This window comes from Aedoeadaptatus coxii (genome assembly GCF_001553115.1).
In the GTDB taxonomy this organism is placed as follows: domain Bacteria; phylum Bacillota; class Clostridia; order Tissierellales; family Peptoniphilaceae; genus Aedoeadaptatus; species Aedoeadaptatus coxii.
The window spans coordinates 172,500-196,132 of sequence record NZ_KQ960172.1 but is presented as its reverse complement, the minus strand read 5'-3'; the positions used below and the strand labels follow the sequence as shown (position 1 = coordinate 196,132).

Sequence of the window (23,633 nt, the reverse complement as noted above, 5' to 3'; positions counted from 1 at the left end):
TATGAAGCGATTACAATGGATAATCTGTCTGCTGCTTCTCTTAACCCTTGCAGGCTGCGGAAAAAAACCGGAAAGCAAAAAAGAAACCATTCACGTCTACAACTGGGGCGAGTATATCGACCTGGACACCCTTCGGCAATTTGAAAAAGAGACGGGCATTCACGTCATCTACGACACCTTCGCCTCTAACGAAGACCTTTACGTAAAGTTGAAAAAATCCGGCGATCCTTACGATGTCGTGGTGCCGTCGGAATATATGGTGGAGCGTTTAATTCGCGAAAACATGCTCATGCCCTTGGATTATTCCCTCATTCCCAACAGCAAAAAGCTAGACAAGCGCATTTTAAATATGGAATATGATCCCGGCAATCGCTACAGTCTTCCTCTTTTCTGGGGAACTCTGGGCATCGTCGTGAACAAAAAATTAGTGGATACGCCCATCGATTCCTGGAAAGATTTATGGAATCCTCGATATAAAAATGAAATCATCATGTACAATTCTCAGCGGGATTCCATTGCCGTGGCGTTAAAAATGCTCGGATATTCCATGAACAGCCACTCCATTCCCGAATTGGAAAAGGCGAAGGAAGCGCTGATTAAACAAAAACCCTTAGTTTACGCCTATCTCGCCGACGACGGACGGGACGTTATGAGCCAAGGCGATGCCGCTCTTTCCGTTATGTATTCCGGCGACGCGGCGCTGATGTGCAGAGGAAATAAAAATCTGGAATACATTATCCCGAAAGAGGGTAGTAATATATGGTATGATTCATTAGTTGTTCCGAAGAACGCAAAAAACCCCACCGGAGCCATGAAATTTATTAATTTCATGTTGCGCCCGGATATTTCCGCTAAAAATGCGGAGTATAATGTAGGGTATGCGTCGCCGATTCCCGAAGCCATCACTTTGTTGCCCAAGGAAATTCGCGAGAATAAAACAGCCTATCCGGACATGGATCATCTGCCTCCTTTGGAGGTGTACCGCGATCCCGGCGATTTGGTAAAAGTCTACGACCGCATCTGGACAGAGGTAACGGCGGAATAAATTCGGAACGATGTATAAAGGAGATGTGTCATGGCATTTGATTATGTAATTGTAGGTAGCGGCATTGCCGGCGTTACGGCGGCAAAAGAAATTCGCAAAAAAGATAAAGAAGGCTCCGTCTTACTCATTGGCGACGACGTGCGAGTTCCGTATTATCGCATTAAGCTCTCCGAACTTTTGGGAGAAGACGATCCGATTCTTCCGGCACTGGATGAAGAGGGCTGGAACGATAAAATCAACATTCAATGCAAATTCGGCGTGTCCGTCGAATCCATCGATTTCGAGAAAAGGATCTTGAGACTTTCAGACGGCGAAGAAGTGGAAGGGAAGAAAATCCTCCTCGCCAACGGAAGCCACGCTAATTTGCCGCCCTTTAAGAACAGCGATTTAAAAGGGGTATTCACTTTAAGAAGTTACGACGATCTCTTGTCGATTTCGTCCTATTTAAAACATGCGAAGCGCGTCGGCGTTATCGGCGGCGGTTTGCTCGGCTTGGAAGCGGCGAAGAGTTTGCAGAAAAAAGGCCACCTCGTCGTCATTGTGGACATGGAAGAATATCTTCTTTCCAAGCAATTGGACAGAGAACTCGGAATGTTGCTTAATGAAGAAATGAAAGATCATGGCTTTATGGTGTATACCAGCACGGCGACCAAAGGTTTTGTCGGCGATGATCACGTCACGGGCATCGAATTTGACGACGGCACCGTCGTGGATTTAGATTGCGTCCTCGTTTCCATCGGCGTTCGAAGCAATATCGGGCTGTTTAAAGATACGCCCCTGGAAATTAATCGGGGCATCGTCGTCGATCGGGAACTTAAAACTAATATCGACAATGTATGGGCGGCGGGAGATGTTGCCGAAATCGACGGCCGCACCATGGGCATCTGGCCTGCATCCCGCGCCATGGGAAAAGTGGCGGCGACGAATATGACCGGCGGCCAAGCCCTTTACGACGATCCGAAACTTTTTACGAAGCTCGACATCGGCGACATTCAAGTCTTCAGCTGCGGCAATGTTTCGGAAGGAGACGTCTACTTCTACGACGACGGCGACGTGCATCACCGCTTGTTTGCAAAAGACGGCAAGGTTACGGGCGTGATTTTATATCACGACACCAAAGCCATGACGACCTACAGAAAACTCGTGGAAGAACATGCCGACATCGAAGAGGCATTGAACGTGAAATATCCTTTTAAAAAGGAAAAAGAATAAAAAAAGAGCCCTCGAAAACTTTCGCAGGAAAGCTTCGAAGGGCTTTTTTATTTGCCGGCATTTAATGCGATTTTCATTTGCAGTCTGGAGCCGATACCGATGTAGACGAAGACGTAAAATGCCGCATAAAACATTTGCGCGCGCAGCCCCTGATCCGCATAGCGATAAACCGCAAAGGGCACGAAGACCAGCGGGCAGAGGGCGAACACGATGGCGACGATAAAGTTCACACGCTCCATATGGACGGAATTAATTTTTTTAGTGATATGGAAGGGCTTTTTGTTTTTTTGAATTTGTTTAATTTCGTTTCTGAAAATGGGAACGATGCCGATGATTACGAGGAGAACAATCAGCACTTGGAGCATGGCGTTGTGTTCCACAATTTTGCCCGCTTTATCGTAGATGTGGACATAGGGCTGAGTGAACGCTAAAAATAAAGCCAAGACGATGCTGAATGTATCGATGGACTTTAAAATGTTTAGAAATTTCTTCTTGTCAATGGTCATAATTACCTCCGCCATCAGTATAGCACATCGGGGGAAAGTTGAGAATCGCCTTGGAATTTTACCGTGCTAATAAGTAACCTTTATGATATGATGGAAAAAACTATCAATGAATAGGGGGAAAACCATGCAGAAACAGATGAAAAACGGCATTATTTTTGTAGTATTTTTACTACTTTGCTTTCTACTGACATTGACACCCTTGGTATCGGAACAATCGCTCTTTTTAACAAAGGACTTAAACCGCTCCGATTTCGACGGTCTTATTTTCGACGAGCCCGCCAATATCGATCACTTGCAGATTACCCGTCGCTTGGAAGGAAGCGACCCGATACTTTATCGCTACGATGTAAAATTTCACTACGAAGGCAGCCCTTCCAATTTACGTATCCTCGGAAAAGTGGCGGAGCCCGTTTTCTTTCCGGAAGGCACCTCACCCTCAAAAAGTAAGGTCGTCCTAAAAGGCGAATACGAAAAAATTAATTCGGCGGTGAAAGAATCGTTGCAGCTGAATAAGATTTTGGAAAAACTCGGTTATAAATTACAACCTGCATCGGAACTTCGCGTTCCCTTAGATGAAAATACGGAAGATTACGTTTTTTCCGTCATTACAAAGCCTGCCACCGTAGCTGTACGCTCGGGAAGAACCCTCGCCGATGTGGGCGTCTTTATTACCAACGGTAAAATGGATAAATTTACCGACGCATTGGATGTTAAAGACAAAGGGGTCAAGCCGCAAATTACGACGAAAACTCAATCGGGTACCTATATTAATTCCCTTGAACTTATCGACGGCGGGGTTCAATCGCGATTGACCTTGCTGCGCAGTGTTTCGGTTATTATTTGCGCCGCTTCCGCCGTATGCGGTCTTTTGATTATTTTCACCAATAGAAAAAAATTGCTTCCCGGCATTTACGGAGCCATGATGCTCTTTTTACTGGCACTTCCCAAAGCCATGTTGAAGTCGCCTAACAACTGGGCTACTTTTGTGGCTTTCCCTCTCTTCGCCTTCGGCGGCTACATTTTATTTAAATTAATGCAGCGTCCGAATTTCCAAGTTAAGTCTGTGGACTTCAGACAAGGTGTTGGCATGGCGATTCTGATTTTCGTCATCTCCACCTATTTGTTCGCCGTCACAAAAGGATTCTATCTCTAATATTAAAAGCGTGTTTCGGCACGCTTTTTTAATTGCAAACCTTATCCTATTGAAAATATAAATGGTACATACTATAATATGATCAGATCAAATAAAGGGGGAAATTCATGAAGAAAAGAACGCTATTACTCGCACTTACCATGGTGTCCATTTTCGTTTTGACTGCTTGCGGCGGCGCTGCTAACAGCAACAAAGCCAACAATAAAGCAGACAACGATAAAAATGCCGCAGCCAATGCAGGCGAAGAAAAAGCCGACGGCAAAAAACTTAAAATTGGTTTTGTAACCGATGAAGGCGGCATCAACGACCAATCCTTTAACCAAGGTGTTTGGGAAGGCTTGAAAAAAGCACATGCCGATTTCGGCTACGAAGTTTCTTACCAAGAATCTAAAGAAGCCAGCGACTACGAAAAGAACATCGAAACCTTACTCGATGCAGACAACGACATTATCGTAGCAGCAGGTTTCAACCTTGAAGAAGCTGTAACAGAAGCTGCTAAAAACAATCCCGACGTTCAATTCCTCATCGTCGATGCTGCTAACAAAGACGGCATCGAAAACTTAACCGGTCTTGAATTTAAGGCGGAAGAACCTTCCTTCTTAGTAGGCTACATTGCAGGTCTTACTACCGAAACCAACAAAGTCGGTTTCGTAGGCGGCCAAGAATCCACTTTAATCAAAGCGTTTGAAGTAGGCTATCACGCAGGTGTAGATCAAGCGGCTAAGGAAAAAGGTCAAAAGATCGAATTTATCAGCCAATACGTCGGCAACTTCTCCGACGCTGCTAAGGGCAAGAGCATTGCGACCAACATGTACCAACAAGGTGCTGACGTCGTATTCCACGCATCCGGCGGCGCAGGCGACGGCGTTATTGAAGCTGCAAAAGACATGGACAAATGGGCAATCGGCGTAGACCGTGACCAAAGCTCCATTGCTCCCGACAATGTATTAACTTCCGCTATGAAACGTGCCGACAGCGCCGTTTACAAAGTGCTCGAAAACTTGAGCAAGGGCGAAGCATTCCCCGGCGGACAAAACTTAAGCTTCGGTCTTAAAGAAGGCGACACCGTCGACATCGCTCCTACCAGCGACAAGAACGTGAAACCTGAAATCCTGAAGAAGATCGAACCCTTAAAACAACGCATTATTAAGGGCGAAATCAAAGTTCCGACAACGGAAGAAGAATACAAAGCATTTGAAGCAAAATAAATTTGATCGAAAAGGGGAGGGCATTCGCCCTCCTTTTTTTATAACCTTTTAAATTTACAGACCGATAGTGTATAATTAAACAAGTATATGAAAGGGGAAAACGATGGTTGAAAAAAATTTTGCGCCGGCTGTAGAGATGTGTGGAATTACGAAGAAATTCGGCGACTTTACGGCAAACGACGCGATCGATCTCGTCGTGGAAAAAGGTGAAATTCACGCCTTACTTGGAGAAAACGGCGCCGGAAAATCGACGCTTATGAACATACTATACGGTCTCTACGATCCGACGTCGGGAGAAGTTAAAGTCAACGGGGAACCGGTGGATTTTAAAGGACCGAAAGATGCTATTGAAAAAGGGTTGGGCATGGTGCATCAACACTTTATGCTCTTTCAACCTTTTACCGTAGTGGAAAATATTATTTTAGGCGAAGAACCTACGAGCGGCGTCGTCTTAGATAAAAAAAGTGCGCGCAAACGGGTTATGGAACTTTCCAATCAATACGGATTGAAAATCGACCCGGATGCAAAAATCGAAGACATTTCTGTCGGTATGCAACAGCGTGTCGAAATTTTAAAGGCCCTCTATCGGGATGCGGAAATTTTAATTTTCGACGAGCCCACGGCGGTGCTCACACCTCAGGAAATTGAGGAACTTATCGCCATTATTAAAGCCCTCGCTAAAGAGGGGAAAAGCGTTATCATCATTACGCATAAATTAAAAGAAATTAAAGCCTTGGCGGAAAAATGCACCATTATTCGCAGGGGGAAACGCATCGGCACAGTGGATGTAGGCTCTGTAGACGAGGCGAAACTTGCGGAAATGATGGTAGGCCGTTCCATTCAATTTAAAGTCGATAAAAAGCCCTGCGTTCCCGGCGAAGTCGCCTTAAAAGTAGAAGGGTTGCGGGTCAAGGACGTGCGTGGCATCGAAGCGGTGCGCGGACTCAATCTCGACGTACGAAGAGGAGAGATCTTCGGCATCGCCGGCGTCGACGGTAATGGCCAAAGTGAACTTTTAGAAGCCTTAACGGGCCTACGAAAAGTGGAAAGCGGCACGATTACCGTGGAAGGGAAGAATATTACCGGCGCTTCTCCAAAAGAAATTCGCGAAGCGGGCATGAACAACATTCCCGAAGACCGCAACAAACGCGGGCTCGTGCAGGAATTTACCGTGGCGGAAAATATGATTCTCGATGAATATTATGCCGCGCCTTATTCCAAAAAGGGAATTTTACAAGACGAACCTATTCATTCTCACGCGGAAAAGCTCATGGAAGCTTTCGATATTCGCCCGAGAAAGAGTTCCTATCTTGCGGGAGATCTTTCCGGCGGGAATCAACAAAAAGTTATTCTCGCGCGGGAAATCGACGACGATCCGGAAGTATTAATCGCCGCCCAACCTACTCGCGGCCTGGACGTCGGCGCTATCGAAAACATTCACAAATTCCTCGTGCAACAGCGGGATCGGGGAAAGGCCGTCTTGCTCATCAGCTTTGAGCTGGATGAAGTTATCAGCCTTTCCGATCGCATCGGCATTATTTACGAAGGTGCCATTACGAAGATCTTTGCAGAGGGTGAAGCCGATCAAAATGAATTAGGCTACTATATGGCAGGAGGTGATCACCGTGAATAAGCGTATGTTGTCATATACTTTTATGTCCGTTTTATTGGGACTTTTGGTCGGTGCCGTCATCTTGCTAGTGATCGGTGTCAATCCTTTGGAAGCATATAAAGTCATGATATTAGGTGCTTTCGGAAAGCCGAAGTATCTGTCGTGGACCATCGTCGAAGCGGTACCCATTATTTTAACCGGGGTCGCCGTAGCCTTTGCCTTTCGAACGGGCATCTTTAATATCGGCGCGGAAGGTCAGTTTATTATGGGCTCCCTCGGCGCCGTCATCGTCGGCGTCGTCGTCAAGCTGCCGCCGGTATTACACGGCATTGTGGCCCTTGTAGCCGGCATTATCGTCGGCGCCATTTGGGGCGGACTCGTCGGTATTTTTAAGGCGAAACGGGGCGTAAATGAAGTTATTTCTTCGATCATGTTAAACTGGATCGCCTTTTACTTCAGCAACTATATGTTGACGAAAGCTTTCCTCAGAAAGCCGGACAGCAACTACTCTTTTAACATCGAACCTTCGGCGAGCATTCGCATTTTAGGTAAATGGAAACAATCGGAAGCGGGACGGGCGATTTTAAAGAACAATGCATTTTTAAAGGGCATTTTAAATCCGCCCCTTCACTGGGGAATTATTCTCGCCGTTCTCGTCGCCATCCTCGTGTGGTTTATTCTGAAAAAGACCACTTTAGGCTATCAATTAAAAGCGGTGGGCTTTAATCGCTTTGCAGCTGAATACGGCGGCATCGACATTAAGAAAAGCACCGTCATTTCCATGGCCATTTCCGGCGGCATGGCCGGTCTTGCAGGCGCCGTACAAGTTTTAGGCGTTACGGGCAATATCGGTATTTTGGCGGCGCAACAAGGCTACGGCTTTAACGGCATCGCCGTGTCTTTGATCGCGGCGAACAACCCCATCGCCTGTATTCCGTCGGGCATTCTGTTTGCAGCGTTAAGCTACGGTGGCGGAAAACTAAATTCTGCGTTAAACACACCGTCTGAAGTTATTAATATCGTCATCGGTATCATCGTATTGTTTATCGCCATGCCGCAATTCCTCGAATGGATTCGCCTAAAGTTCGCTTCCAAGAAAGCTAAAGGAGGGGAAGAACTTGAATAATCTTTTAGTGAATATTGCCGGTATTCTCGGCATTACCTTGCTCTACGCCGCTCCTTTAATCTACACCGCCATGGGCGGCGTGGTCAGTGAAAATACGGGCGTCGTCAACATCGGCCTAGAAGGCATGATGACCATCGGCGCCGTCGTCGGTGCCATTGTAGGATATTATGTGGGAAACCCCTGGATCGCCTTTTTCAGCGCCGGTCTCGGCGGCATGGCCATCGCCCTTTTACACGGCATCGCCACCATTCATTTCGGCGCCGATCACGTCGTCAGCGGTACGGCATTAAACTTATTGGGTCCCGGTCTTTCCATTTTCCTCGCGCGCCTCTTCTTCAAAGGCGCCGCCATGACCAAACCCATTCCCTTTAAAAATAAAATGCCCCGCGTTTTAACCAACGTCTTCCCCGCCGGAAGCGTAGGTGATATGATTTTCAGCCAATATATTACGGTATACATCGCCTTTTTACTCGTGGCCATCGTCTTCTTCGTGCTTTACAAGACGAAGTTGGGCCTTCGTATGCGTTCCGTAGGGGAACATCCCCACGCGGCGGAAACATTGGGTATCGACGTGTATAAATTAAAATATATCGGCGTCTTGACGTCGGGCTTCTTAGCGGGCCTCGGCGGAGCGAGTTTAAGCCTCGCCGTCGTGGCAAACTTTAGAGAAACGCTGATTTCCGGCCAAGGCTTTATCGCCCTTGCGGCTGTTATCTTCGGCGGTTGGAAACCGCACACCACCCTCCTGGCGTGTTTATTATTCGGCGCGGCGGAAGGTCTCGTAATCTTTATGGGTTCCACCTCCATCAGCATTTCGCCTAATCTCTTAAACATGTTGCCCTACGTTATTACCATGATTTCCATGGTGCTCTTCGTTGGCGAAGCTCGCGGCCCCAGCGCCAACGGCATTCCCTACAAGCGCACGAAATAGCGGGAGGATAAAATGGAATATAAAATCTTTGCAAACGGGAATGAGCCCGTCATCGCCCTTCGATTGGATCCCGGCGATGAAATGATTGCATCTATTTTGGAAGTAGGGGAAAAAGAAAATATTCAAGCGGCCACCATCGAAGGCATCGGCGCAACCGACGATGTCACCATCGGCATTATGGATTTAAACGCCAAAGAATATAAGTTGACCCACTATACCGAGCCTTTTGAAATCACAGCCATCGCCGGCAACCTTTCCCGAAAAGACGGAAAGGCCTATCTCCACAGCCACATTAATTTAGGCGGCGTAGACGGCGTGGTAAAAGGCGGCCATTTAGATCGCTGCGTGATCTCCGTCACGGCGGAAATTTTTATTCGCGTAATCGACGGTGCCATCCATCGAACCTATCACGATGGCATCGGCATCAATCAAATGATTTTTTAAAAGAAGAGTCGCCTCGGCGGCTCTTTTTCAATAAAAAAATACTCTATATTTTCCCTCACTAAATCAAACGGAGGACTGGGTATGATAAAATAATGACGTTAGAATGAATGCACCTTTTCTTCGAGGGTTTCCTTTAAGCAGAGGTAGGAGGTATTATGAACGAAAAATTAGGAATTATCGCCATCATCGTCGAGTCCAACGAGGAATCTGTCGTAGAGAGCATTAACAAGCTCCTACACGAGAGCCGCCACATTATCGTCGGCCGACTGGGCATTCCTTATCCGAAACGAAACCTTTCGTTGATCAGCATCGCCGTAGACGGCGAGCAGGATCAGATCAACGCGCTGTCCGGGAAACTGGGCATGCTGGATCACGTTACGGTGAAAACGACGCTGGCAGGTGTTTTATGATCGATGAGATCTTAAAACACTACGACGACACAGGCACCCTAAGCGACGAGGACATACGCTACATTCTCGAACACGAGGACGAGGCGCGAGAGCCTTTATTTAAAAAGTCGCGGGAGATTACGGAACGCTATTTCCATAAAAAAATCTTCGTGCGGGGCCTGATCGAATTTTCAAATTACTGCAAAAACAATTGTTACTACTGCGGCATTCGCAGGGGCAACGGAGAAGTGGAGCGCTATCGCCTTTCAAAAGAGGTTATGGAGCATACTGTAGAGGCGGGAGCCGCCATGGGTTTTAAAACCTTCGTACTGCAAGGGGGAGAAGACCCGGGATTTCCCGACGAGGACATTACGGAGTGGCTTCACGCCATTAAACGCATCGAACCCGATGCGGCGGTTACCCTTTCCGTAGGGGAGCGGCCGAAATCCGTATATGCCCGTTGGAAGGCGGCAGGCGCCGATCGCTTTTTGCTTCGTCATGAAAGCTTTAATCCCGAGCATTACAAAAAATTACATCCCTCTTCCATGAAAAGGGAGCATCGGATTCAATGCCTTCGGGATTTAAAATCATTGGGCTTTCAAGTGGGAAGCGGTTTTATGGTGGGGAGCCCCTATCAAACGGTGGAAAATCTCGTTGAGGATTTTCGCTTTTTAAAAGAACTCGAGCCCGCCATGGTGGGCATCGGTCCTTACGTAACCCATCACGCCACCCCCTTTAAGAACTTCCCGAGCGGAAGCGTGGAGCGCACGGCCATTTGCATCGCTATTTTAAGATTGCTCTTTCCAAAAGCCAATTTACCGTCGACCACGGCCATGCAAACCTTGGCGAAGGACGGACGCAATCGGGGTATATTAGCGGGCGCCAATGTGTTTATGCCGAATTTGTCGCCGGCCGCGGTGCGCGGTCAATACGCACTTTACGACGACAAGGCGGCTTTTCAATTGGAAGCGGCGGAAAATTTGGAAGAATTAAAGCGTCAAATCGCGGCGTTAGGCTATGAAATCGTCATGAGCCGCGGAGATTATATGGGTAAGGAGTCATAAATGTACAATGTAAAATCGCCTAAGGCGGAAGAATTTATAAATCACGACGAAATTATGGATACTTTGGCTTATGCCAGAGACAATGCAAACAATCGAAAACTGCAAGAGGAGATCCTCGAAAAAGGGCGGAAAATGGAAGGGCTGAGTCACAGAGAAGCCGCCGTTTTGCTGTTGACGGAACTTAAAGACGTTCGCAAGGCCTATAAAGAACTGGCCATCGACATTAAGAAGAAATATTACGGCAACCGCGTCGTCCTATTCGCACCCTTGTATCTTTCAAATTATTGCGTCAATGGCTGCGTTTACTGCCCCTATCACTACAAAAACAAACACATCGACAGGGTCAAGTTGACGCAAGATGAAATTCGCGAGGAAGTCATCGCCCTTCAAGATTTGGGGCACAAGCGCTTGGCGCTGGAGCTCGGCGAAGACCCGGTGAACAATCCCATCGAATACGTTCTCGACAGCATCAAAACCATTTATTCCATTAAACATAAAAACGGCGCCATTCGTCGCGTCAACGTCAACATTGCCGCTACTACCGTGGAAAACTACCGCAAATTAAAAGAAGCGGAAATCGGCACCTATATTCTCTTCCAAGAAACCTATCACAAGAAAAATTACGAAGAGCTTCATCCGACGGGGCCGAAATCCAACTGGGCATACCATACCGAAGCCATGGACCGCGCCATGGAAGGCGGCATCGACGACGTCGGTCTCGGCGTTTTATACGGCTTAAACAATTACCAATACGATTTCGTCGGTCAACTTATGCATGCGGAACACTTGGAAGCATACATGGGCGTAGGCCCCCATACGATTTCCGTACCCCGTATTCGTCCGGCAGATGATATTAATCCCGACGAATTCGAAAACGGCGTGCCCGATGAACTTTTTGAAGATATTATCGCCTTAATTCGCATTTCCGTTCCCTACACGGGCATGATTATTTCCACCCGCGAAAGCCAAGGTATGCGCGAACGCGCCTTAGAGCTCGGCGTTTCCCAAATCAGCGGCGGCTCGAAAACATCCGTCGGCGGATACAAAGAAGGCAGAGAAGAGGATAACTCCGCCCAATTCGATACCAACGACACCCGCAGTTTGGACGAGGTTATTTACTGGTTAATGGAACTGGGTTACCTGCCCAGCTTCTGCACCGCATGCTACCGCGCCGGCCGCACGGGGGAAACTTTTATGGAAGAAGTAAAGAGTTTTCAAATTGCAAAATTCTGTCAACCGAACGCCATTATGACCCTTCAGGAATATTTGTCGGATTACGCCGCGCCGGAAACTCGCGCCCTGGGCGAATCGAAGATGAAGGATTTTCTGCAATTAGTGGAACGTGACGATTTGCGCAACAAGGCCGCTGAATACGTTAGCCGTATTCAAAGCGGCGAACGGGATTTCAGGTTCTAAAATGGAAACGGCCAAGGGAATGCGGCTCCACATCGCTATTTTCGGGAAAACCAATAGCGGTAAGAGCACGCTGATGAATCTTTTGACCGGTCAGGAAGTTTCCATGGTGTCCGATGCGCCGGGCACCACGACGGATCCGGTATATAAAAACATGGAGCTCGACGGTATCGGCCCCGTCACCTTCATCGACACGGCGGGATTTTTAGACGACACGACTCTGGGGAAACAGCGAATGGAACGCACCCGAAAGGTCATCGACGAAATCGACTGCGCCATTTTGCTGGAAGGGGTGGACGGCGAATTTCTGGAAAGAATTTACAAGAAAAACATCCCCACCCTTTCCCTGCGCTATCCTTTTCCGGAGAAAGAACGAATTTTAAATGAGCTGAAAATTTTACTGAAGGAAAAAAAGAAAGCCCCCGGTCTTTTAGACGGCCTCGACATCGGGGAAGGGCATTTTCTCCTGGTCATGCCACAAGATGAATCGGCTCCGGCGGGGCGGCTCATCCTTCCCCAAGTTCAAACCATGCGGGAAATATTGGACAGAGGGTATACCGCTACCATTTCCACACTGGAGACAATGGACGCAAGCCTTCGCCATTTACAAAAAGCGCCGGATTGGATCATTACCGACTCTCAGGTTTTTCCGGAAGTTTACGAGAAAAAGCCGAAAGATTCGAAGATCACGTCTTTTTCTATTCTTTTTGCTCGGGCAAAAGGGGATGAGGAGATTATGATCGAGGGAGCTCGCCACTTAATGGGCCTCGGAGAAAATGCGAGGATTTTAATGTCCGAAGCCTGTACCCACGCGCCGAAAGAAGAAGATATCGGCAGGGTCAAAATCCCCCGTATGCTCAGAAAAAAATTAGGCGACAACATTACCATCGATTTTTCGCGAGGCATTCAATTCCCCGAGGACATTTCCGATTACGACGTCGTGGTCATGTGCGGAAGCTGTATGTTTCAGCGTCCCGTCGTGCAATCGCGCATTGAAAAAGCTCGGGAAGCCGGTGTTCACATTACCAATTACGGCATGGTGATCGCCGCAGCCAAGGGAATATTGGATAAAATCGATTTTTAAAACAAGGCAGATTGCCCGCGCCGTAACGGCAAAGGCAACTGCCTTTTTCGTCGCTCTTGTTGAGGGAACGTGCTCAGTCCGTTATAATAGTGTGAGAACGATTACGAGTGAGGTGTAAGCGTGAATGTATCAATTATTTTAGCGGCAGGCGAAGGCACGAGGATGAAATCCTCCATGCCCAAGGTGCTGCATCAGGTTGCAGGGAAGGCTATTTTGAGTTATGTAGTCGACAACTGCAAGGCCAACGAAATCGACAAAACCGTCGTCATCGTAGGTCACAAAAAAGAAGAAGTTATAAAGCGTTTTAAAAACGACGATGTAATCTGCATCGAACAAAAAGTAGGCGAGGGCATTCCCTACGGCACGGGGTATGCCGTGAAATGTGCCATGGACGAATTTAGCGATGAGGACATGGTCTTTATTCTAACCGGGGACACACCCCTTTTCCGCCAGGAGACCATCGGCAAATTTATCGATTACGCCACGTCCCACGATTATGACGGCTGTGTATTAACCGCCATCGTAAGCGATCCCTTCGGATACGGCCGCATTATTCGCGGACAAGATTCGAATATTTCGGGCATCGTGGAAGAAAAAGATGCAAGCGATAAAGAAAAAGCCATTACGGAAGTGAATACGGGCATCTTCGCCTTTAAGGGAAGCGCCTTAAAAGAAAACATCGGCAATTTAAGCACGAACAACAGCCAAAGCGAACTTTACTTAACCGACGTCATCGCCCTTTTAAGAGAAAAAGGAAAGAGCATCGGCGGCTATACCATCGGCAATGAAGAGGAAATGCTCGGCATTAATTCCCGCGTTCAATTGGCGAAATGCGAACACATTATGCGTCGTCGCATCAATCAAATGCACATGGAAAACGGCGTCACCTTCTTAAACCCGGAAGCGACGATGGTAGATTTCGACGTTACCATCGGCAGAGACACGGTTTTGGATCCCGGCGTTCATCTGGAAGGCAATACGTCTATCGGCGCGCAATGTTACATTCGCGGCATTTCGAGAATCAGCAACAGTCGCATCGAAAACGGCGTCGTCATCGACAATTCCGTTATCGAAGAATCCCACGTCGGCGACAATGTGACCATCGGACCCTTCGCCCATTTAAGACCGAACAGCGTGTTGGAAAAAGACGTGCACATCGGAAACTTTGTGGAAGTGAAGAAATCCCACGTAGGAGAAGGCACAAAAGCCGGCCACCTCGCCTACATCGGCGATGGCAATGTGGGGAAAAACGTCAATATCGGTTGCGGCGTTATTTTCTGTAACTACAATGGCAAGGAAAAATTTGAAACCGTCGTAGGAGACGGCGCCTTTATCGGTTCCAATTCCAATTTAGTGGCGCCTGTATCTGTAGGAAGAGAAGGCTATGTGGCCGCCGGCAGTACCATTACTAAAAAAGTGGAAGACGGCGCCCTCGCCGTAGAACGTAGTGAACAAAGAAACATTCCCGGATGGGCAAAAAGAAAGGATCGCTAATATGGCTAATCACGGAGACATCGTCATTATTTCCGGAAACTCCAACCCGGATCTCGTCGACAAGATTTGTAAGGATTTGGAAATTCCTTTGGCAGGGTGTACGGTGAATCAATTTAGCGACGGAGAAATTTCCATCGACATTATGGATTCCGTTCGCGGCAAGGATGTATTCGTCATCCAACCCACTTCCGGGCCGGTGAACGATCACTTGATGGAGCTTTTAATCTTAATCGACGCATTAAAACGGGCCTCTGCCGGTCGCATTAACGCCGTCGTGCCCTATTACGGCTACGCGCGTCAAGATCGCAAGGTAAAGGCGAGAGAGCCTATTACGGCGAAACTCGTGGCCAATTTAATGACAAAAGCCGGCGCCGATCGCGTGATCTGTATGGATCTCCACGCCGGACAAATTCAAGGCTACTTCGACATTCCCGTAGATCATTTGACGGCGATTCCCTATCTTGCAAAGTATTTTAAGGAAAATATCGACACCTCGAACATCGTCGCTGTCAGCCCCGATTTAGGCGGCGTATCTAGAACTCGTAAATTCGCGGAAGAACTTAACGGCGCGCCCATTGCCATTATCGAAAAGAGACGGCCGAAGGCTAATGAAAATGTGGTTATGAACGTCATCGGTTCCATCGAGGGCAAGGACTGCATTTTAGTCGACGACATTATCGACACGGCGGGCACGGTGTGCAAAGCCGCCGATGCCCTTCGCAAATACGGCGCCCGCAATATTTACGGCTGCGCAACCCACGGCGTCCTTTCCGGCCCCGCCATCGAACGTATCGACGGATCCCTTATGGAAAAATTCGTCATCACCGATACCATCGCCCTTCCGCCGGAAAAACATATCGACAAAATCGACGTCGTTACCGTAGCGCCTATTCTTGCAACGGCTATTCGCCGCGTCAATACGGATAAATCCATTAGCAAGATCTTCGAAGAAGCATAAGATGCTGATCGTAGGACTCGGTAATCCCGGAGATCGCTATCAAAACACGCGCCATAATGTGGGCTTTATGGCATTGGATCGCGTGGCGGATCATTTATCCATTCCGGTCAACACCATTAAATTTAAAGGGCTTTACGGCGAGGGGCGCATCCTCGGAAAAAAGGTGCGCCTCTTAAAGCCCATGACGTATATGAATGAAAGCGGACAATCGGTGCGGGAGTGTATGCAATACTTTAAAATTGCGCCGGAGGAAGTCCTTGTCTTAGTAGACGACATCGACATCGAATTCGGCACTGTGCGCTTACGTAAATCCGGCAGCGCCGGCACGCACAACGGACTGAAGTCCATTATTTATCAGATTCAATCGGATCAATTTCCAAGGCTGAAAATCGCCGTAGGAAAGAAAAATCCCCATATGGATTTGGCGGATTTCGTGTTGTCCGGTTTTTCAAAAGAAGAAATTCCCGTCATGGACGAGACATTGGAAAAGGCGAAAGGTGCGACGCTCAGCTTTTTAAAAGAGGGCATCGACAGCGCCATGAATTCCTGGAACGGGAAATAGGAAGCAGCTCAAGGAATTGGGCTGCTTTTTAGGAGGCATTATGACGAGTATTTACCATGAATTATTAAAAGCGAATCCTTCTTTCCGACGGGTTTTAAACTGCTTAAAGGATCGGGAGACGCCCATCGGCGTTTACGGTTTGCCGGAGCAGGTGATCGCGCCTTTTGCGGAAACCGTGAAAGAAGAATGTAAACGCCCGGTTTTACTCGTAACATGGGATTTGGCAAGGGCGACGAAGCTCGTGGAAGATTTAAGTTACTTTGCAGAGGGCGGCGTGTACCACTTGGCTGCCCGCGAGCTTTTCTTTTTTCAGCGCGATGCCGGAAGCCATGAACTTTTAGCCCGTCGCCTTCAAACCCTACAGGCCATGTTAAATGGGGAAGGGAAAATCATCGTCACTACACCGGAGGCTCTCGGCGGTATTTTCTTAAAGCCCCACTACTTAAAAAATGCATCCTTTACCCTAAAAGTAGGGAAAAGTATGGAAATCGACGACCTCATGGCGCGCCTTGCTACGGCAGGCTATCAGCGCGTGGATTTCGTCGAGGGCATGGGTCAGTTTTCCGTGCGCGGCGGCATCGTCGATATTTATCCGCCGGGAAATCTTCCCTGTCGTATCGAATTTTTCGACGTGGAAGTGGATTCTATTCGCCTGTTCGACAGCAAGACCCAGCGTTCTGTAGAGGGCGTGGACTCCGCGGATATATTTCCCGTCCATGACATTATTCTGGATGAACGCCTTCGCGAGATCGTATCGAAGGGCATCGAGAAAGATCTGGAAAAAACCGACAGACTTTCCCTCGTGTCGAAAGAGCGGGCGATGGAAAAATTCAAGCCTCTTATTGAAGGCTTGGGAACTGGCGAGCGCGTAAGCCATACGGATTTATTTTTGCCCTATATACCGAAAGAGGATCGGGCAAGCGTCATCGATTATTTTGCCGAAGAGCCCATCGTCTTTTTGGACGAGCCTCGCCGCATGGATGAAATCGCCCAAAAGCAGGAACTTTCCTTGGTGGACACGTTGACGGATCTCGCCGACGCCGGTGAAATTTTAAAATCCCATTTAAAAATTCAAATCGATTACGATGCCGTCAAACGGGATCTTTTCCGATTCGACACCGTGCTTTCCAGCCATATTGTGCGCAGTAAGGAGAGCGTAGATCTAAAAGAAGTCGCCAATTTCCACATTAAAACCGTCACCAGTTTCGGCGGAAGGCTCCGAATTTTCAAAGAAGAAATTCAGCGCTACATCGAAGAAGATTACACCATCGTCTTATTAGGCGGCAGCGAAGAAAAGACGGAGCGGCTCATTAAAACCTTGGAAGATATGGGCTTTGCCACTACCCCCATTACAGGTGAATTAAAGCCCAGCGTCATTCAAGTGGACGAGGGCCACGTACACGGCGGCTTTGAATTTGAACACGAGCGCTTCGTGCTTTTAAACTCCACGGAAATTTTCGGTGATTTTAAGCGGCAAAAGAAGCGAAAGAAAAAGCGAGACGTCATCGATCTCGGCACCCTTCACGTAGGAGATTACGTCGTTCACGAAACCCACGGGATCGGGAAATTTTTGGGCACTACCAATCTCGAAGTACAAAACGTACAGAGGGATTACATTTCCCTTATGTATAAAGACGGGGACAAGCTCTTTTTACCCATGGATCAGCTTTCCCTTATCCACCGCTACATCGCAAGCGACGATGCGCCGCCGAAAATCAACCGCCTCAACACGCAAACCTGGCGCAATACCAAGGCGAAGGCGAAGCGCAGCGTGGAAGAAATGGCGGAAGATTTAATTCGCCTGTATTCAAAGCGGGAAGATGTTAAGGGCTTTGCGTTCAGTGCCGATCAGCCTTGGCAAAAAGAATTCGAGGATTCTTTCCAATTTGAAGAAACCGACGGCCAGCTTCTCGCCGCCGAGGAAATTAAACAGGATATGGAAGAGGACAAGCCCATGGATCGCCTGCTCTGCGCCGACGTAGGCTACGGCAAGACGGAAGTCGCCCTTCGCGCGGCCTTTAAGGCGGTGCTCGACGGAAAGCAAGTGGCCTTTCTCGTACCTACGACCATTCTCGCTCAGCAACACTACAACACCATGCGGGAGCGATTTAACGACTTCGCCTTGCGAACCGCCCTCTTAAGTCGCTTTCGTTCGGCGAAAGAACAAAAGCGGGATCTCGAAGCCATACGAAACGGCAGCGTGGATATTGTCGTAGGAACCCATCGTCTGCTTTCAAAAGATGTTCAGTTTAAAGATTTAGGGCTATTAATTATCGACGAAGAACAACGTTTCGGCGTCCGTCATAAAGAAAAGCTGAAGTTGTTAAAAGAAAATGTGGATACTCTTACCTTAACGGCGACGCCTATTCCCAGGACGCTGCAAATGTCCCTCGCCGGCATTCGGGATATGTCGGTGATCGAGGAGCCGCCTCAAGAGCGTTTCCCCGTGCAAACCTACGTGGTGGAATACAATCCCATGATGGTAAGAGAGGCGATTTTAAAAGAATTGGATCGAGGCGGACAGGTTTACTTCGTCTACAATCGCGTGCAATCCATGGAAAAGATCCTCGCAGATTTACGGGAACTGGTGCCCGAGGCGCTCTTCGCCATGGCCAACGGGCAAATGGGCGAGCGAGAGCTGGAAAACACCATGCTCCAATTTGTGGAACACGACATCGACGTCCTCCTTTGCTCGACGATTATCGAGACGGGAATGGACGTGGCCAATGCCAATACCATGATCGTGTGGGAGGCGAACCGCTTGGGCCTTTCCCAACTTTATCAACTACGAGGCCGTATCGGACGGAGCAATCGCATGGCATACGCGTACTTCACCTACCGGCGGGATGCCAGCATTTCGGAGGTGGCGGAAAAACGGCTCGCCGCCATTCGCGAATTTACGGAATTCGGCAGTGGCTATAAAATAGCCATGCGGGATTTAGAGATTCGCGGTTCGGGAAATATTTTAGGGGAAAGCCAACACGGCCATATGAATGCCATCGGCTACGATCTCTATATTAAATTCCTGCGCCAAGCCGTCAGCCGCGCCAAGGGAGAAGAGGATGTGGAAACGGCGGATACCACTATGGATGTGCTCATTGATTCCTACATTCCCAAACATTACATTCAAGACGAAAGTCAGCGTATGGAAATGTACCGTAAAATCGCCGTTATTGCAGACGATGAAGACGAGCGGGATATGATCGACGAGCTCATCGACCGCTTCTCCGATCCGCCGAAGCCCGTGTTGCAATTAATTCATCTTTCAAAAATTCGCCACATGGCATCCACTCTTCAAGTGGAAACGGTGCAGCAAAAAAAGGACGATTACATCCTGGAATTTTTGGAAGGCTACGAACTCCCCCTCGCCCTTATGAACGAGATAACGAGCGTCTTTGGAAAAAAAGTGGTTTTCGGCTTCGGCGAGCGGGCGACCATTACCCTTACGGCGAAGGAAGAGCCCCTCGATGCCCTTGAAAAACTTTTAGAGCTGATGAAAATACACAAAACCCACACACGCAAACCATAATTACTTGTTATAATAAACAGGAAATATAAAAAGAAAGAAAGGACAGTTATGACATTTTCTAAGACAATTAAAAAAATCGGTATCGTAACCCTTGCAGCGTCGGTACTGTTAACAGGTTGCGGCAATAAAGCCAATGTAGCGGCTACGGTCAATGGGGAAGATATTCCCTTGGAACGCTATGAAAGAGAGTACAAAGTTCAAGCGCAACAAGCCGTTGCTCAATACGGTGCAGACTTCTTAAAACAAGAAGCTCAAGACGGCAGCAAAAAAACCATGGGCGAGCTGATGCGCGAAAACACCTTGGAAAACCTCATTAGCCTTGAAGTTATCAAGCAAGATGCTAAGAAAAACAAGATCACCGTCAGCGACGAAGAGGTTAACAAAGAGCTCGACAACATGAAGAAGATGTATGGCGGAGAAGAACAATTCAAAAAAGTTCTCGAAGCCAACAAAATGGGAATGGACGAATTAAAAGAATACATTTCCACCAATCTCTTAATGCGTAAGTATCAAGAAAAGATGCTGAAAGACCTCGAGCCCAAAGAAGACGAAATGAAGGCTTACTACGAAAAACACAAAGACGAATTTAAAACCGTAGAAGCCAGCCACATTTTAGTGGAAACGGAAAAAGAAGCCAAAGCCATTAAAAAAGAATTAGACGGCGGTGCCGACTTTGCAAAACTTGCCAAAGAAAAGAGCAAGGATACTCAATCGGCTAAAAACGGCGGTTCTTTAGGTAGCTTCGGCTCCGGCCAAATGGTGAAGGAATTCGACGAAAAAGTATTCTCCATGAAGCCCGGCGAAATCAGCGATCCCGTCAAGACGCAATTCGGCTACCACATTATTAAACTCGATAAGATCAACGACAGCTTTGAAGCGTCGAAAGATGCCGTAAAAGAAGCTATGATTAAAGAACGTTTCAAAGAACACAACGACAAGCTTCGTAAAAAAGCAAAAGTGAAACGCTATGTGGATACCGCTAAAGATATTCCCGTTACCGTAGAACAAGCAGAAGCCCAAAAAGGCGCAGATTCGGGAAAGAACAAGGGAAATAACGGAAAAGCCAAAGCGGAAGCTAAGGCAGAAAATTCCAAAAATAATTCAAAATAGTTTAAAAAGGAGCGCGAGAAGCGCTCTTTTTTTTGTGTAAAAATTTTTGGAGCGGAAAATGGCTGAAAATAGGGGAAAAATGGCAATTTGACTAGACAAAAAAGCTGCGGAATAGTACAATAGCAAAGGTAAAAGGGGGACGTTATGGGAAATCTGCGAATTATAGGTCTCGGACCTACAGACGCAAGCGGCTTAACGGCAGAAGCCATCGCCGCCATTGAAGACGATTCGGAAAATTTTCTGCGCACGGAACATCACGATGCCGTAGAGTATTTTCGTTCCCACGCCATTCCTTATACGTGCTATGATCATTTATACGACACCATGGAGGATTTCGATTCCGTCTACCGCGCCATTGCGGAGGACTTAATCGAGCGCTCCAAAACGTGTAAGATCAGTTACTTTGTTCCGGGCCATCCCTTGGTGGCGGAAAAGACCGTGGTCTATTTATTGGAACACGATCCCCACATCGACATTGTCGACGGTTTAAGTTTCATCGAGCCCGTTTTACGAGGCGTCAAAAAAGATCCCGTGGAGGGTCTGCGCTTTATTGACGGCGACAACTTCACCGATCTCGACATCGATGTACACGTGGATATGCTTATGACGCAAGTCTACAACAGGCGCGTCGCAAGCGATGTAAAACTGGTTCTCTCCGATTTTTACGGCGACGAACACGAGGTCTACATTCTAAACCACGCAGGTCATCCGAAGAAGGAAACCATTCTTCGTCGTCCGCTTTATATGCTGGATCGCTACGACGACTACGGCTTTGAAACGACGGTATACGTGCCGAAGAGTAGTCGAGCCGTCGCCACAGGCGATGTCATGCGACTTGTTCGGCGATTGCGCGGAAAAGACGGATGCCCATGGGATAGAGAGCAAAGTCATGAAAGCATGAAAGCCAATTTGATTGAAGAGGCGTATGAAGCCGCTTACGCTATTTCAGCAGGCGATAGTTTTCGCTTGGAAGAAGAGCTCGGCGACGTACTGTTTCAAGTTATTTTCCATTCGGAACTTGCCAAAGAAGAAGGTACTTTTTCATACGAAACGGTGGTCGAGAATCTCGTGGAAAAGATGGTGCATCGCCATCCCCACGTCTTCGGCGAAGGTCACCGCGATTGGGAGGCTCTCAAAGCGGAAGAGACGGGGAACAAAACCTTGTCCGAGAAGCTTGAGCATTTACACGGCCTTCCCGCCCTTTTGCGCGGGCAAAAAATGCTCCGTAAGGCGGAAGATTCCATGGATAGCTTTTTCGCAAGCTATGTCAATGGCGGCGAAGAACGCTATGTCCGTGAATTGCTTCGTCTTTTAAAAGAGGCGCAAGAAGAAGGAATCGATTTGGAAACGTCTTTTTCCGTGGCGCTAAAAGCCTTTGAAAATGATGTTCGCGGCAAAGAAGAAGGAAACTGAAATTTAGGAGGATAATCATGAACAAATCTGAACTTATCGCAAGCATTGCAGAAAAAAGCAATTTATCTAAAAAAGATGCAGAAAACGCATTAAACGGTTTCTTAAGCACCATCGAAGAAGCTTTATCCGACGGTGACAAAGTACAATTAGTTGGCTTCGGTACCTTTGAAGTACGCGACCGCAAGGCACGTGAAGGTAGAAACCCGAGAAACCCCGAAGAAGTTATTAAGATTCCCGCTTCCAAAGCTCCGGTATTCCGCGCAGGTAAAGCACTTAAAGAATCTGTCAATAAATAAGATAAGGGCTCGCAAGAGCTCTTTTTTTGTAAAGGAAGAAATATGAGGATCGATAAATTTTTAAAAAACTCCCGCATCATAAAACGTCGCACCGTGGCGAAAGATGCCTGCGACGGCGGCCGCGTCAAGATTAACGACAAGACGGCGAAAGCAGGAGATGAAGTAACCATCGGCGATATTATCGAAGTACAGTTTGGAAATCGCAGCCAAAAAGTACGTGTCGTAGACATTAAGGACAATGTGCAAAAAAAAGGCGCTGAGGATCTGTATGAAATCCTTTCCGAGGATTGAAAATATGGCGTAAACGTGCGATACTATATTCATTGAGGTGATGAGATGAAAGAGCATAAACAAGTTCATAGACTGCCTATGAAAACGGCACGATGGATAATTCTCGTCGCGGTCTTTGTTTGTGCCTTCATTACCCTTCGAAGTTATCAAATGACCATTGTGAGGCGAAAAGAGCTTCGGGAAAATCGTAAAAAAATTGAGCGGCGCGCCAAAGAAATCAAACGCACCGGCGAGGACATTCGGCGGAGCGACGATTTGGATTTTGCGGAAGAAGTGGCGCGGGAGGATCTCGGCATGGTGAAACCTCGAGAAGTCCTCTATATCGACAAAGCAAAAGATCGCGAAGGCGATCAACATAAGGAGGATTTAAAGTAATCTATGGCAATTGAAGTGGGAAGTATTTTAGATGGCGTGGTAACGGGAATTGTAAAATTCGGTGCCTTCGTTCAAATGGATGAAGAAAACAGTGGCCTGGTACATATTTCGGAGATTTCAGACGAATATGTCAAGGAAGTGTCCGATATCCTTTCAAAGGGCCAAAAGGTTAAGGTAAAAGTTTTAAACATCGAATCCGATGGAAAGATCGCGCTAAGTATTAAACGGGCGCAGCCGAAAAGTGAACATAGAAAAGACCTTCCCCAGGCGGTTCAATTGAACAGAGAAGTGCACAAATCCGACGCATCTAACTTTGACGATATGTTAAACAAATTCATGAAAGTCAGCAATGAAAAGATTGAATCGGCAAAACAACGCCGTAATGTGCGACAAGGAAAGACGAAAAGACGATAAGAAG

General features: G+C 47.6%; 23 protein-coding genes. 22 read left to right on the top strand and 1 reads right to left on the bottom strand.

Annotated elements, in window-relative coordinates; genetic code table 11:
* Position 1: 1 nt before the first annotated feature.
* Positions 2–1,045 (top strand): ABC transporter substrate-binding protein, encoded by a 1,044-nt coding sequence (locus HMPREF1863_RS03610; protein ID WP_068367450.1) that lies wholly within the window; start codon positions 2–4, stop codon positions 1,043–1,045.
* Between the two features lie 30 nt (positions 1,046–1,075).
* Positions 1,076–2,257, top strand: coding sequence for an NAD(P)/FAD-dependent oxidoreductase (locus HMPREF1863_RS03605; protein ID WP_068367448.1), 1,182 nt, complete (start codon positions 1,076–1,078; stop codon positions 2,255–2,257).
* A gap of 47 nt (positions 2,258–2,304) precedes the next feature.
* On the opposite strand, the gene HMPREF1863_RS03600 is transcribed toward HMPREF1863_RS03605, so the two are convergent.
* Positions 2,305–2,763, bottom strand: a complete 459-nt coding sequence (locus HMPREF1863_RS03600) for a hypothetical protein (RefSeq protein ID WP_068367446.1) — start codon at positions 2,761–2,763, stop codon at positions 2,305–2,307.
* Positions 2,764–2,887: 124 nt separating this feature from the next.
* Here HMPREF1863_RS03600 and HMPREF1863_RS03595 point away from each other — a divergent pair, with 124 nt between their 5' ends.
* The 20 genes from HMPREF1863_RS03595 to HMPREF1863_RS03500 all read left to right on the top strand — a co-directional run bounded on the left by HMPREF1863_RS03595 (position 2,888) and on the right by HMPREF1863_RS03500 (position 23,629).
* Positions 2,888–3,916, top strand: a complete 1,029-nt coding sequence (locus HMPREF1863_RS03595) for a hypothetical protein (protein ID WP_068367444.1) — start codon at positions 2,888–2,890, stop codon at positions 3,914–3,916.
* A 107-nt stretch (positions 3,917–4,023) separates the two neighbouring features.
* Positions 4,024–5,124: a BMP family lipoprotein gene (locus HMPREF1863_RS03590; RefSeq protein ID WP_068367442.1), complete on the top strand. Its 1,101-nt coding sequence runs from the start codon at positions 4,024–4,026 to the stop codon at positions 5,122–5,124.
* A gap of 103 nt (positions 5,125–5,227) precedes the next feature.
* Entirely contained in the window at positions 5,228–6,757 is a 1,530-nt protein-coding gene (locus HMPREF1863_RS03585) for an ABC transporter ATP-binding protein (protein ID WP_068367440.1), read from the top strand.
* The gene (locus tag HMPREF1863_RS03580; protein ID WP_232300105.1) at positions 6,744–7,862 is read left to right on the top strand and encodes an ABC transporter permease; all 1,119 of its coding nucleotides are present in this window, start codon (positions 6,744–6,746) and stop codon (positions 7,860–7,862) included. The genes HMPREF1863_RS03585 and HMPREF1863_RS03580 overlap by 14 nt, the downstream gene beginning before the upstream one ends.
* Positions 7,855–8,793, top strand: a complete 939-nt coding sequence (locus HMPREF1863_RS03575; RefSeq protein ID WP_068367438.1) for an ABC transporter permease — start codon at positions 7,855–7,857, stop codon at positions 8,791–8,793. Before HMPREF1863_RS03580 ends, HMPREF1863_RS03575 begins: the two co-directional genes overlap by 8 nt.
* A gap of 12 nt (positions 8,794–8,805) precedes the next feature.
* Entirely contained in the window at positions 8,806–9,237 is a 432-nt protein-coding gene (locus HMPREF1863_RS03570; RefSeq protein ID WP_068367436.1) for a PPC domain-containing DNA-binding protein, read from the top strand.
* Positions 9,238–9,392: 155 nt separating this feature from the next.
* Positions 9,393–9,647, top strand: a complete 255-nt coding sequence (locus tag HMPREF1863_RS03565) for a TM1266 family iron-only hydrogenase system putative regulator (RefSeq protein ID WP_068367433.1) — start codon at positions 9,393–9,395, stop codon at positions 9,645–9,647.
* Positions 9,644–10,690: a [FeFe] hydrogenase H-cluster radical SAM maturase HydE gene (gene hydE, locus HMPREF1863_RS03560; protein ID WP_157065075.1), complete on the top strand. Its 1,047-nt coding sequence runs from the start codon at positions 9,644–9,646 to the stop codon at positions 10,688–10,690. The genes HMPREF1863_RS03565 and hydE overlap by 4 nt, the downstream gene beginning before the upstream one ends.
* Complete coding sequence (gene hydG / locus HMPREF1863_RS03555; RefSeq protein ID WP_068367431.1) at positions 10,691–12,106, top strand: [FeFe] hydrogenase H-cluster radical SAM maturase HydG; 1,416 nt, start codon at positions 10,691–10,693, stop codon at positions 12,104–12,106.
* Positions 12,033–13,187, top strand: coding sequence for a GTPase (locus HMPREF1863_RS03550; RefSeq protein WP_232300100.1), 1,155 nt, complete (start codon positions 12,033–12,035; stop codon positions 13,185–13,187). The genes hydG and HMPREF1863_RS03550 overlap by 74 nt, the downstream gene beginning before the upstream one ends.
* A gap of 120 nt (positions 13,188–13,307) precedes the next feature.
* Entirely contained in the window at positions 13,308–14,681 is a 1,374-nt protein-coding gene (glmU, locus tag HMPREF1863_RS03545) for a bifunctional UDP-N-acetylglucosamine diphosphorylase/glucosamine-1-phosphate N-acetyltransferase GlmU (RefSeq protein ID WP_068367427.1), read from the top strand.
* 1 nt (position 14,682) lies between these two features.
* Positions 14,683–15,639 (top strand): ribose-phosphate diphosphokinase, encoded by a 957-nt coding sequence (locus HMPREF1863_RS03540; RefSeq protein ID WP_068367426.1) that lies wholly within the window; start codon positions 14,683–14,685, stop codon positions 15,637–15,639.
* Between the two features lies 1 nt (position 15,640).
* Positions 15,641–16,201: an aminoacyl-tRNA hydrolase gene (gene pth, locus HMPREF1863_RS03535; protein WP_068367425.1), complete on the top strand. Its 561-nt coding sequence runs from the start codon at positions 15,641–15,643 to the stop codon at positions 16,199–16,201.
* 40 nt (positions 16,202–16,241) lie between these two features.
* Positions 16,242–19,730, top strand: coding sequence for a transcription-repair coupling factor (gene mfd, locus HMPREF1863_RS03530; protein WP_068367423.1), 3,489 nt, complete (start codon positions 16,242–16,244; stop codon positions 19,728–19,730).
* Between the two features lie 48 nt (positions 19,731–19,778).
* Positions 19,779–20,840, top strand: coding sequence for a peptidylprolyl isomerase (locus tag HMPREF1863_RS03525; RefSeq protein WP_068367420.1), 1,062 nt, complete (start codon positions 19,779–19,781; stop codon positions 20,838–20,840).
* Between the two features lie 144 nt (positions 20,841–20,984).
* Positions 20,985–22,253, top strand: coding sequence for a MazG nucleotide pyrophosphohydrolase domain-containing protein (locus tag HMPREF1863_RS03520; protein WP_068367418.1), 1,269 nt, complete (start codon positions 20,985–20,987; stop codon positions 22,251–22,253).
* A gap of 17 nt (positions 22,254–22,270) precedes the next feature.
* Complete coding sequence (locus HMPREF1863_RS03515) at positions 22,271–22,549, top strand: HU family DNA-binding protein (protein WP_068367416.1); 279 nt, start codon at positions 22,271–22,273, stop codon at positions 22,547–22,549.
* 42 nt (positions 22,550–22,591) lie between these two features.
* Positions 22,592–22,840, top strand: coding sequence for an RNA-binding S4 domain-containing protein (locus tag HMPREF1863_RS03510; protein ID WP_068367414.1), 249 nt, complete (start codon positions 22,592–22,594; stop codon positions 22,838–22,840).
* A 78-nt stretch (positions 22,841–22,918) separates the two neighbouring features.
* Entirely contained in the window at positions 22,919–23,215 is a 297-nt protein-coding gene (locus tag HMPREF1863_RS03505; RefSeq protein WP_198142709.1) for an FtsB family cell division protein, read from the top strand.
* 3 nt (positions 23,216–23,218) lie between these two features.
* Positions 23,219–23,629, top strand: coding sequence for a S1 RNA-binding domain-containing protein (locus tag HMPREF1863_RS03500; RefSeq protein ID WP_068367409.1), 411 nt, complete (start codon positions 23,219–23,221; stop codon positions 23,627–23,629).
* Positions 23,630–23,633 lie beyond the last annotated feature (4 nt).